Genomic DNA, 18057 nt, shown 5'->3' on the forward strand with positions numbered 1-18057 from the left:
GGGGCGTCCGATGAACTTCGCCCTGCTGTTCGGTATCGCGGCCGGCCTGACCGCGGCGGGCCAGGTGGCCGCCGCCACCGCCCGGCGCATCCGTCGCATGCGCCGCGACACCCGCGCCCGTCGCCGCCAGGTGGAGGAGCTGTTCCAGGAGGTGCGGAGCCGGGCCAAGCTGACCCTGGATTTGAAACGCGAGGAACGCAAGATGACGACGGAGCTGGAGCAGCTGCGCTCCAGCGTCACCGAGCATGACCGCTTGGCGGAGGTGCGACGGGCGGATGAGGCGTTGCTGTACGTCTATGACGAGCGCCGCATGCCCAATGACAGCGGCTACCTGGTCACCATCACCCACTCCAATTTCCAGGTAGTGTCGCGTGGCGCAGTGGAATCGGTCGTGTCGTCCTGGCGCATGGGGCGGCGCTATCTGGTGTGGGCGTCCAGCGCCAAGCTGGCCGTGTCCAAGACCCTGCAGCGCTTCCCGCCGGAACGGGGCTATTCGGTCAAAGGCGGTGATCCCTATCCCACCGACCCCGAGGAATTGTAGGGCGCCTAGGTCACCGGCGTTGGACATCTTGCGCGTTTGTTCAAGGGCGGCGGGGCGCATGGCCCATGCCGGTCGCGGGGGGGCCAACCCGGCCAATCGCCCCGTCATGGTCCCAGCGTTGCCCGGCTTCCGCCGCAATCCCGGCGCTAAATATGACCATCACCGGGCGCTTTCCCCCTATGGCAACTGCCGTTCGGGGTAGGGGTGCCGGACGGATGTTCCTCCTTCGGGATCAGCGTGTCGCCATGTTGCTCAAGACTGTCTTTATGCCCCTGACGGCCGCGGGCTTCGGCGCCGCCGCCGGCCTCTGGGACCTGACCTCCGCCAGTCTGGATGGCACCTTGGTGATGCTGGGCATCGCCGGCTTCCTGCTGTCCGCGGCGGCCCCCCGCCAATGGGGGGTATGGGTTCTGGTCATCGGTTTGGGTGTGCTGTTGGCCCACCTGATCACCCCGGCGCGCCACGGCATGCTGTTCGACCTGACCCTGGTGTCGGGCCTGGTGGCTGGTGCGGTGGCCCTGCTGCCGGCCGCCGTGGGCGCGGTGGGGGCCCTGGCGGTGCTGTGGGTGTTGCGCCCCACCGCGCCGACGCTGTCGCAACGGGGCGCCCTGGTCGCCCAGCACGCGGCGGACGGCATGGCGCGCCTGAAGGGAGGGCGCCTGGAGGGGGGACGGCTGAGCGGCGGCCTGCGGGGCCAGCCCAGCCTGGATGGCGGCGACTGAGCTATCCCTCTCATTTGTCCCGGTTTTTTGCGGCTGGTGGCGTTTTGCGGCTGATGATCGTGCGTCCGATTGACAGGGCCGGCCGGTCCCCCCTACCGTCGCGCCCGCCAAAACGTGACACGAAGAACCGCAGGGGTCGTTCCATGAAGATTGCCGTCGCCGCCGCCTTTCTAGCCATCGCCTTTTCGGGGGCCGCCACCGCCGATCCAGCCGGGGATGTCGCCAAGGGCGAGAAGGTCTTCCAGCGCTGCAAGGCCTGCCACAGCGCCGAGAAGGGTGGTGCGGACAAGGTGGGTCCCAACCTGTGGGGCGTGGTGGGCCGCGCGTCGGCCACCAAGGACGGCTTCAACTACTCCCCCGCCATGAAGGCCGCCGCCAAGACCTGGGACATCGCCACGCTGGACGTGTACTTGACCAATCCCAGGGCGTTGGTGCCCGGCAACCGCATGGCCTTCGTCGGGCTTCCCGCCGCCCAGGACCGCGCCGACGTCATCGCCTACCTCTCGACCTTGAAGTAAGGGGGGCGCGGGCCCGATCCTGGCGGTGTCCGCCGGGGTCGGATCATCGCAATTCTTCAGGTGCTGCTGTGACGACACAACCGGTGATATTCGCGAGAATGTGACGTTTCCTCCCTTGACGACAGGGGATGGTTTTGTGGAACCCTGGGCCCGCGTCGAGAACGAGCGGGCCGCCTGAACGGCCCGCCGTCCTAGGGAGAGGGAGCCCAATGACCAGCCGGATGTTACGCACGACCACCGCCATGGCGGTGGCGATGATGACGTCTTTCGTCGGTTTCACCACCACCGCGCAGGCCCAGCAATATTCCGCCGGCATCGTCTTCGGTGACAGCCTCAGCGACACCGGCAACCTGGTGCCCCTGGGCTTGGCGCCGCCGGCGCCGTATTATAACGGCCGCTTTTCCAACGGCCTCCTGTGGGATGAGAAGGTGGGCGCGCTGCTGGGCGGCGTGCCGTTCAAGAGCTACGCCTATGGCGGCGCCCGCTCCACCGCTGAGCGGCCCATCGACTTCCTGAACCAGATCAGCGCCTTCCTGGCGGCCAAGCCGACCATCACCAGCAACCAGCTGTACTCGCTGTGGATCGGCGCCAATGACTATTTCCAGTACGCCACCAGCGGGTCGACGGTCGATGCGGCGACGGAGGCGGCCAGCGTCGTGGGCAATATCGGCACCGGCGCCAGCAAGCTGATCGCCGCCGGCGCCCGCACCATGCTGATCTTCAACCTGCCCAACCTGGGCAACACGCCATCCATCTCGGCCCAGGGCGCCAGCGCCGCCTTGCAGGCCAACCAGCTGACGGCCATCCACAACGCCGACGTGCTGGCCCTGACCAAGAGCCTCAACGGCACCAGTGGCGCCCGGGTCATCCTGGTGGACGTCAACACCATCTTCAGCATGATCCAGGCCAACCCGTCGGCCTACGGCATCACCGATGCCACCCACTCCTGCCTGCTGGGCGGCAAGGCCACGGGCTATTGCACAGCGTCCAACATCAACACCATGCTGTTCTGGGACGACGTGCACCCCACCACCACCGGCCATACCCTGGTGGCGGAATATGTGGCGGGCACGCTGACCACGGTGCTGCAGGCGCCGCAGGCGGCGGTGGCCGCGACGCAGCTTGGTTTCATCGCCGATGACGGCATCACCGGTTCCGTCCGCGCCCGCCTGAACGGCATCCGTTCCGGCACGCCGGTGGCCGGCGTGGGCGGCGGCATGGGCACGGGCACGGAAACCGGCCGCGACGGCCGCGTCGGCATCTTCCTCTACGGCAATTACGGCACCGGTGACCGCGACGCCATCACCGGCCAGATGGGCTACAGCTACAACAGCTACACCGGCGCCGCCGGCATCGATTACAAGGTCAGCGACACCGTCACCACCGGCTTGGCCCTGGGCTATGGCGACAACCGCCTGAACTTCCAGAACGGCTTCGGCAAGGACGAGCTGCACGCCTACAACCTGATGGCCTACGCCACGGCCCAGATGGGGGCGTTCTACGCCGATGGCATGCTGAGCTATGGGTATGACGAGTTCACCCAGATGCGGCGCCAGACGGGCTTCGCGCCGCAGCCGTGGGGCAATGCCGCCCCCAGCGGCAACACCTATGGCGCCAGCCTGTCGGGCGGCTACACCGTCAACCTGGGCGGCCTGTCCTTCGGGCCCACGGCCGGCTTCCGCTACGCCCGGGCCAGCATCCACGGCTATACGGAAAAGGACGCCGGCGCCCTGGCGCTGACCGTTCCTGATTTCGATGCCGAAAGTCTCCGGGGCCAGGTGGGCGCCCAGGCCGCGGTGCCCTTCGTCGTCGGCGACGTGGTGGTGGCGCCGCAGGTGCAGGTGGGTTTGCAGCATGAGTTCCTGAACTCCGGCCGCGTCTTCCAGGCGACCTTGGCCGGTGGCCAGGTGGCGGAGACCAACGCCGGTGCCGGCAAGCGCACCGCCTTCGTGGGCGGCGGCGGTCTTGCCATCCAGGGCAACACCGTCAGCTTCGCCGTGTCCTACCAAGGGACGTTCGACAATGGCGACCGCACCGACCATGCCGTCATGGGCCATCTGCGCGTCGGGTTCTGAGACGCAATAAACAGCGTTTGATTGACTGGGGCCGCGGGATATTCCCGCGGCCCTTTTATTGCTACCCTGGCGGCCAGAGAATCTATGCTCAGGAAGGGGGCATCCATGTCCCGCTGGCGTTTTGTCATTCCCTTGGGCCTGGCCGCCGCCTGCGCCCTCGCGGTTCCCCTCATCGGCCAGGGGGGCGCTGGGCCGCTGCCCGCGCCGGGGGTTCCCGGTCCCGGCAACCCCGCGCAATCCATCCTGGACGCCGATCGCGCCTTTGCCGCCAAGGCGCGGGAGGCGGGCGTGGGCGCGGCCTTCCAGGCCTACGCCGCCGAGGAGGTGACCCTGCTGAATCGCGCCCAGCCCAGGGTCGACCGCGCGGCGTTGGCCGGCCTGTTCCCCGCCGGTCTGGAACTGGAATGGGCGCCGGAGGATGCGGCCATCTCATCCGACGGCACCCTCGGCTACAGCTGGGGCAAGGCCCGCTCCCGCCTCAGGAAGCCGGATGGCGCCGTGGTGGAACGCCCGCCGGTGCGGTACGTCACCGTCTGGCGGCGTCAGAAGGATGGCCAGTGGCGCTTCATCCTCGATGGCGGCACCACGGACCCGGAATGGGAGGCGGGGCAAGAGAAGGCGCAGTAGCGTCAGGCCAAAGAAAAAGCCCCCGCCGGCGCCCGAGGAAAACGACTCAATGCGCGGCGAACGTCCGCTTCTGCGCCCGCTTGACCTCGCCCTCGAACAGGCTGGGGAACAGGCGGTACAGCATGGCAGCGATGGCGGGCAGCAGGATGATGGCGCCCAGCATGTTGGCGATGAAGACGAAGGTCAGCAACTCGCCCATGTTGGCCTGGAACTTGAGGGCGGAGAAGGACCAGGTGGCGACACCCACGGCCAGGGTCAGGGCCGTGAACAGGATGGAGCTGCCGGTTTCCTGCAGGGTCTTGTAATAGGCATCGGCGAAGCACAGGCCGTGCTTCAGGTAGGATTGCAGGCGGTTGAAGATGTAGAGGCCGTAGTCCACGCCGATGCCCACGCCCAGCGCCGTGACCGGCAGGGTGCTGGTCTTCAGGCCGATCATCAGCTCGGCCATCAGCGCGTCGCACAGCACCGACACCACGATCAGCGGCAGCACGGTGGCGATGGTGCCGACGACGGAACGGAAGGTGATGGCGCAGAACACCAGCACGGTGGCGTAGACCCACAGCAGCATGGGCGTCTCCGCCGCCGTCACCGCCTGGTTGGTGGCGGCCATGACGCCGACATTGCCGGTGGCCAGGCGGAAGTGGATCGGGCTCTTGTCCCCCGCGTCGGTGCTGTGCGCCTTGTTGTAGGTCTCCACCGCCTTGACCACGCGGTCGATGGTTTCCGCCCTGTGGTCCTTGGTGAAGATCATGATGGGCATGACGGAGCAGTCGGCGTTCAACAGGCCGGTGGATGTCTCGACCGGGGAAACCGCGCGCACCAGCACCTGGCTGTTGCGGGGCAGCACCCGCCAGTTCAGGTTGCCCTCGTTCCAGCCCATGTTGACGGTCTTCATCACCTGGGGCAGGGACAGGGTGGACTGCACGCCTTCCACATTGCGGATCCGCCAGGCGAAATCATCCACTTGGGACGCGACCTGATAGTCGATGCAGCCGTTGGCCGGCCCCTCGGCGATGACCTGGATGATGTCCACGCCGATCGCGAAATGGCCGGCGATATAGTCGGCGTCCTTGTTGTATCGGCTGTCCGGCCACAGCTCGGGCACGCCGGCCTCGGCATCGCCGATGACGCGGCGGCCGGACTCGTGGTGGGCCCAGGCGAAGACGGCCAGGCCGATCATCAGGGCGGGGATGGCGCCCTTGGGCCGGGCGAAGACGGTGAACACCTTCCACACCCGGTCGAAACGGTCCACCTGGCCGGAAACGCGGCGGCGATAGCCATCGCCCAGCGTCAGGAAGGACAGGGCGACGGGCAGGATCATCAGGTGGGTGATGACGATGATGACCATGCCCACTGAGGCCGACAGCGCCAATTCCTGGATCATCTGGATCTTGACGATCCGGATGGTCAGGAAGGCGACGGCATCGGCCACCAGGGCCGAGGCGCCGGGCACCAGCAGGCGCTGGAAGCTGATGCGGGCGGCTGAGAAGGCGTCGGCCCCCTTGCCGATCTCCTGCGTCATGGTGCCGACGTTCTGCACACCGTGGCTGATGGCGATGGCGAACACCAGGAAGGGCACCAGGATGGACATGGGGTCCATGGCCAAGCCCATCAGCACCAGCAGGCCCAGCTGCCAGATGACGGTGACGACCGACAGGGCCAGCAGCACCGCCGTCATGCGCGCCGACCGGCCGTAGACATAGACCAGCAAGGCGGTGATGACGAAGGCGACGCCGAAGAAGCCGATGACCCCCACCGTGCCGTCGGCCACGTCGCCCATGGCCTTGGCGAAGCCGATGATGTGGATATCCACGCCGCCGCCGGCGTATTTGGTGCGGATGGCCTCCAGCTTCTTGGCCACCTCCATGTAGTTCAGCTTGGCGCCGGTCCTGGGGTCACGGTCCAGCAGCTGGATGCTGACCAGGGCCGCGGTGAAATCCTCCGCCACCAGGCGTCCCACCTGGCCGGATTTCAGCACATTGCCGCGCACCACGTTCAGCCAGTCCGGTGTGGCCTTGAACTCCGCCGGGATGACGTTGCCGCCACTGAACCCGTCCTCGACGATCTCGATGAAGCGGACGTTGGGGGTGAACAGCGAGGTGACGCTGGCCCGGTCAACGCCGGGGATGAAGAACACCTCGTCCGTCACCTGCTTCAGCTTGGTGAAGAACTCCGGGGTGTAGATGTCGCCCTTGTCGACGCTCAGCGCCACCATCACCCGGTTGGCCCCGCCGAATTCCTTCTGATACTGCAGGAAGGTCTTCATATAGGGGTGTTCTTGCGGCAGCTGCTTCTCATAGGCCGTGTCGACCGCCAAGTGGCTGGCCTGCCAGGCGAAGAAGGCCGTGGCCAGCGCGAACAGCACCAGCACCACCTGCCGGTGGCGGAAGATCAGGGCGTCGAGGAAGCGGGGCAGGGACGTCAGCATGGGGGCACTCGGGGGGGAACGGGGGAACGCGGGATGGGGCGGGCGTGAAGGCCGGGTGTTACGGGAGCGTGCCCGCCAGCTTGGGGCCCTCATCCCCGAACAGGATCAGGCTGCCGTCGGCGCCACGCACCGCGTCGGCCAGGGCCAGGCGGTCGGGCCGGTAGGTCAACGTGAAGCTGGCGCCGCCGTCGCCGCTGGTCAGCATGGTGCCCAGGGCGCCCACGACGACGACATGGCCGTCCGGGGTGGCGACGCCACCCATCAGCCCTGCCTTGGTGCCGGTGTCGATCGCCTGCCAGCTCTGCCCGGCGTCGGTGGAGCGGAAGGCGTGGCCCTGCAGGCCGAAGACGACGACCGTCCTGTCATCCACGGCCACGCCGCTGAACAGCGAGCCCTCGTAGGGCAGGGGCCGCTTGGTCCAGGTACGGCCCTTGTCCGTGCTGACATAGACGCCGCCGGCTTCGCCCACCACCATGCGGGTGTCGCCCCCGGTGGCGAAGATGGCGTTCAGGTGCAGATCGTCATCGGTGATGCGGCGCCTGGTCCAGGTCTTGCCGCCGTCGGTCGTTTCCAGGAACAGGCCGTAGGCGCCCACCGCGATGCCATGGCTGGCGTCGTCGAACAGCACGTCCATCAACGGCTGTTCCCAGTCGGGCGCGAAGTTCTGCAGGGCCCAGGTCTCGCCGCCATCATTGGTGTGCAGGATGGTGGCGTCGTGGCCAACGGCCCAGCCCCGCAGGGCGTCGATGAAGCGCACACCGGTCAGGGTGGCGTTGGCTGGCGCCGGCGCCTGGCGCCAGCTGCGGCCGTTGTCGTCGGACAGCAGGATGTGGCCGCGCTCCCCCACCGCCACCAGGCGGTTGCCCGCCAGCGTGGCCGCCAGCAGCAGGGAACGGGCGGCCAACGGGGCGATCAGGGCCGGGATGGGGGCGACAGGAGACGCCGCGGCCTTCGCGGCGTCACCCGCGGCGGCGGCGCCCGGACCAGCCCCTTCCGCGGAGGTGGACGACGTGCGGCTGTCGCCCGCCGCCATCTCCCTCGCCTTTAGGTTGCCCCCGGGGGCGAGGCTGGAGGCCAGGGCCAGGGACAGTGCGCCGGCGGTCAGCCGGGCGGCGAGGAAGCGGAATTTCATCATTCAAGTCGCCAGCCGCCTCTCGGCGGCCGGCGCCCATAAAACCAGGAAAGGGAAGCCGCCCCGCGGCGGGGGCGGCGGGGATTAGAAGGAATACTTCACGTTGAAGCTGACGAAATCACGGTCGTTGATCAGGTTGAAATCACCGCCCCCGAAGAAGTTGGTGTAGTTCACATCCGCCGACCACTTCTCCAGGAACGTCGCGGTCAGGCCCACCGACACGGCCTTGCGGCCATCGATGAAGGTGCCGACCGGCAGCGGCGTGGTGCCGTGCACGTCCTGTTCCCAGACGATCCGCGGCATCAGGTTGATACCGCCGATGGCGTTCAGGTAATCGAAGCGGGCGACGATGCGGTAGCCCCACGAGAACTCCGTACCGAAGCCGTTGGTGGCGACGCTTTCCATCCCGCCCAGCCCCAGGAAGTTGGCGTTGCCGCCCACATTGGTGCCGGTGCCGCTGAAATGCACGCCGTCGGGCATGTTGTGGACGAAATCCGCGCCCACTTCGCCCAGCAGGATGACCTGGCTGGCGCCCAGCATCGGCGGCAGATCCTTGGTGAAGGTCATCTGCACCTGGCTGATGTCATAGCGGCCATAGCCCTGGATGGTGCTGCCGAACAGACGCGACGCGCTGCTTTCGATTTCCGCCGTTGTCGTGCCCTGGATACCGCCCAGGCGCTTGATCAGGGCGTTGGTGTTGAAGATGTGGGCGGCGGCGGTGGCGGCCTGCTGGGCGCCGGCGGTGGAACCCGCGCTGGCGCCCAAAGCCTGGGCGGCGGCCAGCGAGGCCGGCCCGCCGGCGGCGGCGATGGCGTTCCGCACCGCCGTCTGCAGGCCGCTCGGTAGCGAGGTGTAGGAGGTGCCAACCAATGACGGGGCGGCCACGGCCAGCACCTTGTTAACCGCCGCCTGGTAGGAGGCGGTGGCGGCGGCCGTGCCGGCGGCGGCGCCCTGGGTGGCGCCGGTGGAAATGAAGCCGAAGACGGACGGCGCGGCCAGCATGGCCTGCAGCACGTCGACAGCGTCATATTGCAGCGGCTGGCCCTGGCGATACGAGTATTCGCCCTGGATGGCGACGCCTTCAATGGAGGTGTTGAAGCTGACGCCGTACATCTTGATGTCGTTGACGTAGTCGGCGTAGTAGCCGCTGTGGTTGCTGAACGTCTCCGGATTGGACGCGAAGTCCCCGAAGCTGCCCACCTTGACCGACAGATCCGGCACGCGGTTGTTGTACTTCATGAAGAACAGGCCGAAGTCGGTGTCGCCCAGGGCCGGCACGGAATAGTGCATGGCGAAGCCGAACTGGCCGTCATCGCGACCGTTGTGGTCGTTCAGGCGCGGCACGTTGGTGCCAAAGGGCGCGATGGGGGTGACCTGCCCAAGAATGGGGTTCTTGACGGTGCCGTTGGTCTCGATGGCGTGCTGCAGGGGGCTGTCGGCCGCCAGCGGGTTGCCGAACGGCAGGGACAGGTAGCGGGCGCCCGGCGACAGGGCGTCGTCGCTGCTGAAGTAGGTGCCGGCCGGATCCAGCAGCGTCTTTTGCCACTTGAACTGGTAGAAGGCCTCGATGCTGAGGTTGTTGGTCAGGCCCAGGTTGGCGCTGATCATCGGCACCGGCAGGAACACTTCCTTCAGTTCCGTGCCCGGCTGGTGCAGGGCCGACACGTCCACCGGGTTGATGGCGTTGATGCCGTTGGGGATGAAGGTGCTTTCGCCCCAGCTCAGCACCTGGTTGCCGGCGCGCAGGCTCAGCGTGGTGCCGCCACCCAGGTTGAAGTTGCCGTAGGCGTAGGCGTCCAGCAGGCGGGCGTAGGCGGCGGACTGGTCGCGGGCGGTCGAGCTCAGCGTGAAGGCGCCGGTACGGGCGGCCGACGTGCTGTTGGCGTCGTTGTTGATGGGGTCGTAGAAGAAGGTCGCGCGGCTGAAGAAGCCGACGTCGTGGTAGTCCAGCTTCAATTCGTTGGTCATGCGCGCGCCGGTGGACACGAGACCGGTGCCGTAGTTCAGGTCGCCGTTGTCCTGGTTGATGGAGGAGGCGTTGCCACCGTTGGCCTTGCCCACCAGGTTCTTGTCGCGCTCCTGCACACGGATCAGGCCGCCGAAGGTCAGCGTGGTGTTGAAGCTGCCTTGAAGATCGCCGCTGCTGAAGTCCAGGGCGCGCGCCGGCACCGAAGCGAACAGCGACGTGCCGAGCGCCGCGACGCTCACGCCCGCCAAAATACGAGATTTAAGGCACGACTTCCCAAAGACGTTCGCCACCATGCGTCTTTCCTCCCTGTACGTTATTTTTAGGCCCCGAGTCGTTCCTGGCATTAATGCCTGGGACTCGTGTCCAGCGTCTCTGGGGAAAGCCTCGGTTTTCCGAACGTTGCCGTCAAGCTATTGATGTGCAGGATCAAGGGATTCCGCGGGGAATAGGGCAAATCTGCAACGCCATTCAACTCGGATTTCGGGGGTGTGCGGGGGTGTGATCGGGCGTTGCCAGTAGGCGTCAAGCGGGGTTCAGGACACCGCTGCGCGCATCTCCGCGGGCTTCAAAAAAGTTTTGCAAAAATCATCCGCCGGTCGCGGTTTTGAGAAGAAGAACCCCTGAAGCTGGTCGCACTGGTGTCGACGCAGGAAGTCCAACTGCTCCTGTGTCTCGATTCCCTCGGCCACGACGGTCAAGCCCAACTGCCGCCCCATGGCGATGATGGTGGCGGCGATGGCGGCGGTGTCGGTGTTGGAAGTCGCCTCCGCCACGAAGGACCGGTCGATCTTCAGCGTGGTGATGGGCAGGCGCCGCAGGTAGGACAGCGACGAATAGCCCGTGCCGAAATCGTCGATGGCGATGGAAATGCCCTGGGCCCGCAGTTCGGCCAGGGTGTCGGCGATGTAGGCCAGGTTGGACATCATCGCCGTCTCGGTGATCTCCAGCTCCAGGAACTCCGGCCCCACGCCGTACTCCTGCAACAGCTGGCGCACCCGCTCGGCGAATTGGCCGGAAGAGACCTGCCGGACGGAGACGTTGACGGCCACCGGCAGGGGTTGCAGCCCTTGCTCCTGCCAGCTGCGGATCTGCGCCAGCGCCGTGCGCATCACCCATTCCCCGATGGGCACGATCAGGCCGTTTTCCTCCGCCATCGGGATAAAGCTGGCAGGGGAGACGGGCCCCATTTCCGGATGCTGCCAACGGATCAGGGCTTCCGTGCCCACCGGTTCCAGGGTCACCAGGTCGATCTTGGGCTGGTAGTGCAGGGTGAACTGGTTAAGATCCAGCGCCTCGCGCAGCGCGTGCTCCATCGACAGCCGCGCCACCGCCTCCTCGTTCATGCGGGGCGTGAAGAACTGGTAGCTGTTGCCGCCCGCGGCCTTGGCATTGTCCATGGCGGTGGCCGCGTCGCGCAGCAGGGCGTCGGTGTCGCTGGCGTCGCCGGGGAACAGGCTGATGCCGATGGAGGTGGTGATGAACAGCTGCTGACCGTCGATGGCGAAGGGCCGGGTCAGGCCCACCAGGATGGCCTCGGCGATGCGGGCGGCCACCTGGGGCTCCGGCAGGTCCTCCGCGATCACCATGAACTCGTCCGCCCCCATGCGGCCCACCGTGTCGGCGGCGCGCACGCAGGACACCAGGCGCTGGCCCAGGGCGCGCAGCAGTTTGTCACCCACCTGGCTGCCCAGGCTGTCGTTCACCAGCTTGAACCGATCCAGATCCATGACCAGAACGGCGACCGAGGTGCCTTTGCGGGCGCCGTGGGCGACGGCATGCTGCAGGCGGTCCTGCAGCAGGGTGCGGTTCGCGAGGCCGGTCAGCGGATCATGGGTACTGACGTACAGCAGCTGCTCCTCGAAGCGCTTGCGGTCCGTCACGTCGGTCATGGTGCCGGTGAAGCGCGAGGGTCGGCCCCGCTCGTCCCGGATGGCCAGGCCGCGCGCCTCGATCCACAACCAGCTGCCGTCGCTTTTGCGCAGGCGGAACATGCTCAGATAGTCGCCGGTGTCGCCGGACAGATAGCGCTCGATGGTGCCCAGGGTGGCGGCGGCATCGTCGGGATGCAGCAGGGCCTCCAGCGGCTTGTCATGCCAGGGGCTGGCGCCCCCGGGATAGCCCAGCATCTCCAGGAATTCCGGGCTCCACCACGTCAGCCCGGTAACGAAGTCGCTGTCGAACACGCCCGAGCGCGTGGCGCTGACGGCCTGTTTCAGCCGCTCCTCGCTCTCCCGCACGGCGCGTTCCGCCCGTTTGCGTTGGGTGATGTCCTGGATGACGCAAATGGCGGTGCGGCGTGTGCCCAGGCGCATTTGACTGACACCGAAGGCGATGGCGAAGCCGGTACCGTCGCGCCGCCGGCCCTGTACTTCCGACCGTTGCTCCCCGCCGTAGGTGCCGCCCTGGCGGCGCAGGCTGGCCATCAGCTCGGTCGAGACCCGCGGCCAGTCGTTGTCGGCGATGAAGCTGACGAAGGGCTGGCCCGCCGCCTGCCCGGGCTCATAGCCGAACAGTTGATGGGCGGCGCGGTTCATGGTGGCGACGCGCAGATCCTCATCCAAGGTGATGATGCCGTCGGCCACGTTGTCCATGATGCCGGACAGGTGGGCCTCGCGTTCACGCAGGCGGGCCTCAACCCGTTCGCGCTCCACCAGGGCGCGGTCGAATTCCAGCAGCAGGTCGTTGGTGGTGCTGGCCAGCAGGCCCAGCTCGTCCCCCGCGTGCTGGGGCGGCACGCTCAGCAGCAACTCCGCCGGGCGTCGGGCGTCCACCGCCGCGATGCCGCGCGTCAGTCGCAGGAAGGGCTTGGACAGGGAGATGTAGAAGACCACCACCAGGATCAAGGCCAACGCCACCGTCCACACCAGGCCCACGCCCAGGACGATGGCGGAGCGGCGGAAGAAATCCAGCGCGATCAGGTAGCGGTCGACGCTGACCTTCAGCATGCCCACGTTCTGGTGATGGCGTTCGATGACCAGCTGGATGGCGAAGGTCTTTTCCTGCGGCAGCAGGATCTCCGCCAGCCATTTCAGGCCGCCTTCCGTTTCGGGTCTGTCCTTGGCGGCCAGCTGGTTGCCGAAATCCTCGTAGATCACGGCATGGTACAGGGGACGGTATTCGAACAGCCCGGTGAGCACCCGTTCGGCCAGCGCCTGATCGAAGGCGTAGGCGGCCTCCGCCGCCGGCTGCCGCGCCGTGCTCAGCACCTGCCGCACCAGCTGGTCGGTCTGCTGTTCGACGTTGAACAGGTCATAGGTGATCTGGGCGGTGTTGAGGATCAGTCCCAGCGCCAGGGTCAGTAGGGCGGTGTTGCGCGCCTGTTTGTAGGACAGGCGCTTGCGCAGCGGCAGCTGCACCTTTTTCGCCGCCGGTGTCTTGTCCTCCCCGGGCCCGCCGGGGGCCGCGCCGGTGTCGGTCGCCTGCCCGCCTGAGGCAGTCGGGGCGCCGCCGCCCGCGTATGGGGATGCCGCCCCCAATTGTGCCAGGGTCCGGGGGGACGTGGGTGCCTCGGAGGATGGTGGGGGCGTCATGCCAACCTTCAAGTCACGGGCAGTTCAAGTCAGCGGCATCCGAAGACGCCAATAGTGACCTTAAGACGTATGGGGGGCCGGAGTCTCGCACTTCCGTAGAGGCGGCCTGGGCGCAGGAGGAGGGGGCGCCGGTCAGCGCCCTTCCACGATGTTGCGGAAAATCTTGAGCCATTCATCGGCCGTGGCCCGCTTGCGAAAGAGGATGAGGAAAGGTTGGGCGTGGCGGCGCGACTTCACGGTCATTTCGAAGCGCTGGTCCTTGGCCTGGTAGCGCCAGGCCACCAGATCCTTGGCCGCCAGCAGCACGGGGGGGTGCTTCTCCAGGCCCTTGCCGATGACGGCCACCCGGCCGCGCGCCTCGTCGGCGGCGATACCCGACCCCTCGTAAGCGTGGCGTTCCGTGATGGTGAAGCCTTCCAGCGCGTCGAATCGCCGGAATATTTCGTGTTCCGATGGGCCGCGCGTGGCCAGCCAGGCGACCAGCGCCAGGACCAGGCCACCCCCCATCACAGCCAGGACGATCAGCAGCAGCATGGGGTAGGGATAGAATGAACTGGCTGGGCCCGCAACCGTATGTGTGCCCTTCCACGGTGTTCGCCGGAAAGGTCCGGCGACGCCGCTTGGGGCTGGTGGCGGCACGGGATTGATCCCATGCCGCCGTCCCGTCACCAGCTACCGGTATTGGGCATGGAGGCCCAGGGCTCCTTCGGGGGCAGGGCGTCGCCCGCCTGCAGCAGCTCGATGGAGATCTGATCGGGGGAGCGGACGAAGGCCATGTGCCCGTCGCGCGGTGGCCGGTTGATGGTCACGCCGGCGTCCATCAGCCGCTGACACGTGGCGTAGATGTCGTCCACGGCGAAGGCCAGGTGGCCGAAGTTACGGCCCCCGGTATAAACCTCCGGATCCCAGTTCCAGGTCAGCTCCACCTCCGCTTCCGGGCTGCCGGGGGCGGCCAGGTAGACCAGGGTGAAGCGACCCTTCTCATAGTCGCGCCGGCGCACCAGTTCCAGCCCCAGCTTGTTGACATAGAAGTCCAGCGAGGCGTCCAGGTCGGTGACGCGGACCATGGTGTGAAGGTATTTCATCAGCACATTCCCGGGTGGTGTCGTGTTCGGGCTCCGACCTTATGCCCTTGGCGCCGAAGACGAAAGCCCGCCGGATGACCGGCGGGCCTTCTGAAGGCGGGGGCGGCCCCCGCGCCGCTTCCACCTTTCTTCCGGGGGCTCAGTGGCCGGGGTTGCGAACGTGCACCTGGCCGGAGCCGTGCTGGCTGATGGATTGGTTGGCGGCGACTCCATCCATGGTGAAGTCGCCCGAACCGGAGATGTCCACCGACAGCGGGTCGGCCTTGCCGGCATGGATGGTGACGTTGCCGCTGCCGTGGATTTCAGCCGAGACGGAGCCGTTGACCGAGGCCATGTCGACGTTGCCGGACCCGCTGATTTCCAGCGACACCTCGCCGGTGGTCTTGCCGGTGCGCACCTTGCCAGAGCCATTGATTTCCACCGACGTCGCCTTGGCGATGTCGCCCACAGCGATGTTGCCGCTGCCGGTCACGTCCAGGGACGCCGCCTGCACCCGGCCCACGGTGATGGAGCCGGAGTGCAGATCGTCCACCGCCAGGTCGGCGTTCAGGTCGCCCGCGGTCAAGTCACCGACGAAGTCGCTCACCGCCAGGCCAGTGCCGGCGGGCAAGGTGATCGTGACCGTCATGAAGTCCCGGTCGCTGTAATGCTCGTGGTGGCGATGTTCCTGTTCCACCTTGGCCTTGTCGCCTTCGGTATGGAAGGACAGGCGGTTCACCTGATCGTCGGTGCCATTGGCGGAGACGGTGATTTCCTTGGCCGAGGACGAGACCGTGATCTCGACATTGGCCACCAGACCCTCCAACTCCAGCGTGCGGCCGTGCAGGGTCTGCGGGCCGACGGTGGCGGCATGGGCCGGGGTGGCGGCCAGGGGGAGCGAGAACATGGCGATGAAGGCGGCGGCCAGTGGCGCCGTGGCCAGCGGAGCGACGGACAAGGTTGCCAGACGGTGGGGCAGGCGGAGCATGGGCGGGGGTCTCCCTGACGATGAGGCGGGGACCGACGCTGACGACGGTCCGGGAAGCTCCGGTCCGTTGACGCCGGACCGGTTGCCGCCGCTATCGCAAGGGATGTGCCAGTTCCAAGGGCCGCGGAAACCCTGGACCGGGCCCTGAGGCATCCAACAGCGTCCGCGATTTAATCGCCGTTAACGCCATTGGGTGGGTGATTTGACCATCCTTCCTGGGCCGGGGCTTTGCCGCTGATCAGGTCCACCCATTCCTGTTCCGTCAGGATGGTGACGCCCAGCTCGCGCGCCTTGGTCGCCTTGGAGCCGGCGTCGGCACCGATGACGACATAGTCGGTCTTGGCGCTGACGGAGCCCGCGACCTTGGCGCCCAGGCTCTCCGCCTTGGCCTTGGCCTCGCTGCGGCCCATGGTTTCCAGCGTGCCGGTGAAGACCACCGTCTTGCCGACGACGGGGGAGCCGGTGGTGGTGGGCCGCTGATAGGTTTCCACGGTGATCTGGGCCAGCAGGCGGTCCAGCACGGCGCGGTTATGCTCCTCCCGGAAGAAGGCCATCATGTCGTCGGCCACGCCCACGCCGATCTGTTCGATGGCGCACAGCTCCGCATAGGCCTCGCCCACCAGGTCGGGCTTCCGCTCCGCCGGCTGGGCGGCGCGTTCTTCCGCCGCCTTGGCCATGGCGTCGCGCCAGTGCCCGACCGTCAGATAGTGGCGGGCCAGCAGCTTGGCCGTGGCCTCCCCCACCTGACGGATGCCGAGGGCGTAGATCAGGCGGTCCAGCCCGATGGTGCGCCGGGCCTCGATGGCGGCGAACAGCTTCTCCACCGACTTCTTGCCGAAACCGGTCATGGTGACGATGCGGTCCAGCCGCTCGGCCTCGCGCTTCTCCAGGGTGAAGATGTCGGCGGGTTCGCGGATACGCCCCTGGCGGAAGAACAGCTGCATGCGCTCGATGCCCAGGCCCTCGATGTCGAAGGCCAGGCGGCTGGCGAAATGGATCAGGCGTTCCACCGCCTGGGCCGGGCAGATCAGGCCGCCGGTGCAGCGCCGCACCACGCCATCGGGTTCGGCATCCGTTGACGCTGCCGGGGCCGCCTCGCCGTCGGCCGTGCCGTCCGGCGCCCCTTCCACGGCGGCGGTCTCCGCCGCCAAATCGGCCTTCTCGGCGGTTGAGCGCACCGCCAGGCTGCCGCAGGCGGGGCAGTGGGTGGGGAATTCGAAGGGCAGGGCGTCGGCCGGGCGCAAGGCCGCCACCGAGGTCACGATCTGCGGGATGACGTCGCCGGCGCGCTGGACGATGACGGTGTCGCCCACCCGCACGTCCTTGCGCCGGATCTCGTCTTCGTTATGCAGGGTGGCGCGGGAGACGACCACGCCGCCCACGGTGATGGGCTCCAGCTCCGCCACCGGCGTCAGGGCGCCGGTGCGGCCCACCTGGATGCTGATGGCCTTCAGGATGGTCTGGGCCTGTTCGGCCGGATATTTGTGCGCCGTGGCCCAGCGCGGCGTGCGGGTGCGGAAACCCAGGCGCTCCTGCAAATCCAGCCGGTCGACCTTGTAGACCACGCCGTCGATGTCGAAGGGCAGGGTGGCCCGCTGGGCGCCAATGTCGCGGTAAAACTCCAGCAAATCCTCAGCCGTGTGGCACAGGCGCGACGGCTCACTGAGGGTGAAGCCCAGTTCGGCCAGGCGCTGTCGGCTTTCCGACTGGGTGGCGCCCAGCGGTTCCGACAACTCCCCCCAGGTATAGGCGAAGAAGCGCAGCGGCCGGCCGGCCGTGATGCTGGCGTCCAGCTGGCGCAAGCTGCCGGCGGCGGCGTTGCGCGGGTTGGCGAAGACCTTCTCGCCCTTCTCCGCCTGGGCCTTGTTCAGGGCCAGGAAATCCTCGCGGCGCATATAGACCTCGCCCCGCACCTCCAGCACGGCGGGGGCCGTCCCGGTCAAGGTGTTGGGGATGTCCCGGATGGTGCGGATGTTGGCCGTCACATCCTCGCCCTCCGCGCCATCGCCACGGGTGGCCGCCTGCACCAGGTGGCCGGCTTCATAGCGGATGGACAGGGACAGGCCATCGATCTTGGGCTCGGCCACGAAGTCCAGCGGCGCCGCCTCGTCCAACAGCAGGAAACGGCGGATGCTGGCGACGAAGTCGGTCACATCCTCGTCTTCGAAGGCGTTGCCCAGCGACAGCATGGGCACCTTGTGGGTCACCTTGCCGAAGCCCGCCGCCGGTGCCGCCCCCACCGTGGCGGTGGGGCTGGCGGCGCTGGCCAGATCCGGGAAACGACCCTCTATGGCCAACAGGCGCTTTTCCAGCGCGTCGTAGTCGGCGTCGGAAATCTCCGGCGCGTCCTTCTGATAATAGAGGGCGCGGTGGTGGGTGATCTCGGCCACCAGGCGGGCGTGTTCCGTCCGCGCGTCTTCGAGGGTCAGGGCGTCGATAGCCGTGGGGGATGCCATGGGGAGG

Annotated in this window: 13 protein-coding genes; 5 read left to right on the forward strand and 8 right to left on the reverse strand. The window is 67.4% G+C overall.

The features are described 5' to 3' along the window. The first annotated feature begins 10 nt into the window (after positions 1-10). The 5 genes from FHS74_RS01715 (at position 11) to FHS74_RS01735 (ending at position 4483) form a co-directional block, all read left to right on the forward strand. Positions 11-541, forward strand: a complete 531-nt coding sequence (locus FHS74_RS01715) for a hypothetical protein (RefSeq protein WP_184796853.1) — start codon at positions 11-13, stop codon at positions 539-541. 266 nt (positions 542-807) lie between these two features. Beyond that, a complete protein-coding gene (locus tag FHS74_RS01720) occupies positions 808-1263 on the forward strand; it encodes a hypothetical protein (RefSeq protein WP_184796854.1) in 456 nt (151 codons plus the stop codon). Positions 1264-1406: 143 nt separating this feature from the next. Then, positions 1407-1781, forward strand: a complete 375-nt coding sequence (locus FHS74_RS01725) for a c-type cytochrome (protein ID WP_184796856.1) — start codon at positions 1407-1409, stop codon at positions 1779-1781. A 221-nt stretch (positions 1782-2002) separates the two neighbouring features. Next, entirely contained in the window at positions 2003-3856 is a 1854-nt protein-coding gene (locus FHS74_RS01730) for an autotransporter domain-containing protein (RefSeq protein WP_184796858.1), read from the forward strand. Positions 3857-3961: 105 nt separating this feature from the next. Then, positions 3962-4483: a YybH family protein gene (locus tag FHS74_RS01735; protein WP_184796860.1), complete on the forward strand. Its 522-nt coding sequence runs from the start codon at positions 3962-3964 to the stop codon at positions 4481-4483. Between the two features lie 46 nt (positions 4484-4529). Here the strand turns inward: FHS74_RS01735 and FHS74_RS01740 are convergent, their stop codons facing one another. The 8 genes from FHS74_RS01740 to ligA all read right to left on the reverse strand — a co-directional run bounded on the left by FHS74_RS01740 (position 4530) and on the right by ligA (position 18050). Then, a complete protein-coding gene (locus FHS74_RS01740) occupies positions 4530-6911 on the reverse strand; it encodes an efflux RND transporter permease subunit (RefSeq protein ID WP_184796862.1) in 2382 nt (793 codons plus the stop codon). A 58-nt stretch (positions 6912-6969) separates the two neighbouring features. Beyond that, entirely contained in the window at positions 6970-8046 is a 1077-nt protein-coding gene (locus FHS74_RS01745; protein ID WP_184796863.1) for a WD40/YVTN/BNR-like repeat-containing protein, read from the reverse strand. 81 nt (positions 8047-8127) lie between these two features. Next, positions 8128-10251 (reverse strand): DUF1302 family protein, encoded by a 2124-nt coding sequence (locus FHS74_RS01750; protein WP_184796865.1) that lies wholly within the window; start codon positions 10249-10251, stop codon positions 8128-8130. Between the two features lie 294 nt (positions 10252-10545). Then, positions 10546-13368, reverse strand: a complete 2823-nt coding sequence (locus FHS74_RS01755) for an EAL domain-containing protein (protein WP_343066828.1) — start codon at positions 13366-13368, stop codon at positions 10546-10548. Positions 13369-13674: 306 nt separating this feature from the next. Beyond that, a complete protein-coding gene (locus tag FHS74_RS01760) occupies positions 13675-14076 on the reverse strand; it encodes a hypothetical protein (RefSeq protein WP_184796869.1) in 402 nt (133 codons plus the stop codon). A gap of 131 nt (positions 14077-14207) precedes the next feature. Beyond that, positions 14208-14627, reverse strand: a complete 420-nt coding sequence (locus FHS74_RS01765) for a VOC family protein (RefSeq protein ID WP_184796871.1) — start codon at positions 14625-14627, stop codon at positions 14208-14210. 139 nt (positions 14628-14766) lie between these two features. Continuing rightward, positions 14767-15594 carry a GIN domain-containing protein gene (locus FHS74_RS01770; protein ID WP_184796873.1) on the reverse strand — a complete coding sequence of 276 codons (828 nt, stop codon included), beginning with the start codon at positions 15592-15594 and terminating at the stop codon, positions 14767-14769. A gap of 170 nt (positions 15595-15764) precedes the next feature. Then, on the reverse strand, positions 15765-18050 hold the full coding sequence (gene ligA / locus FHS74_RS01775) for an NAD-dependent DNA ligase LigA (protein ID WP_184796875.1): 2286 nt from the start codon (positions 18048-18050) through the stop codon (positions 15765-15767). Between the last annotated feature and the right edge of the window lie 7 nt (positions 18051-18057).

Source organism: Nitrospirillum iridis, from assembly GCF_014205765.1.
Classification (GTDB): domain Bacteria; phylum Pseudomonadota; class Alphaproteobacteria; order Azospirillales; family Azospirillaceae; genus Nitrospirillum; species Nitrospirillum iridis.

Coding starts and splice junctions, on each gene's coding strand:
- FHS74_RS01715 (WP_184796853.1), top strand. CDS start 11: ATGAACTTCGCCCTGCTGTTCGGTATCGCGGCCGGCCTGACCGCGGCG.
- FHS74_RS01720 (WP_184796854.1), top strand. CDS start 808: ATGCCCCTGACGGCCGCGGGCTTCGGCGCCGCCGCCGGCCTCTGGGAC.
- FHS74_RS01725 (WP_184796856.1), top strand. CDS start 1,407: ATGAAGATTGCCGTCGCCGCCGCCTTTCTAGCCATCGCCTTTTCGGGG.
- FHS74_RS01730 (WP_184796858.1), top strand. CDS start 2,003: ATGTTACGCACGACCACCGCCATGGCGGTGGCGATGATGACGTCTTTC.
- FHS74_RS01735 (WP_184796860.1), top strand. CDS start 3,962: ATGTCCCGCTGGCGTTTTGTCATTCCCTTGGGCCTGGCCGCCGCCTGC.
- FHS74_RS01740 (WP_184796862.1), bottom strand. CDS start 6,911: ATGCTGACGTCCCTGCCCCGCTTCCTCGACGCCCTGATCTTCCGCCAC.
- FHS74_RS01745 (WP_184796863.1), bottom strand. CDS start 8,046: ATGATGAAATTCCGCTTCCTCGCCGCCCGGCTGACCGCCGGCGCACTG.
- FHS74_RS01760 (WP_184796869.1), bottom strand. CDS start 14,076: ATGCTGCTGCTGATCGTCCTGGCTGTGATGGGGGGTGGCCTGGTCCTG.
- FHS74_RS01765 (WP_184796871.1), bottom strand. CDS start 14,627: ATGAAATACCTTCACACCATGGTCCGCGTCACCGACCTGGACGCCTCG.
- FHS74_RS01770 (WP_184796873.1), bottom strand. CDS start 15,594: ATGCTCCGCCTGCCCCACCGTCTGGCAACCTTGTCCGTCGCTCCGCTG.
- ligA (WP_184796875.1), bottom strand. CDS start 18,050: ATGGCATCCCCCACGGCTATCGACGCCCTGACCCTCGAAGACGCGCGG.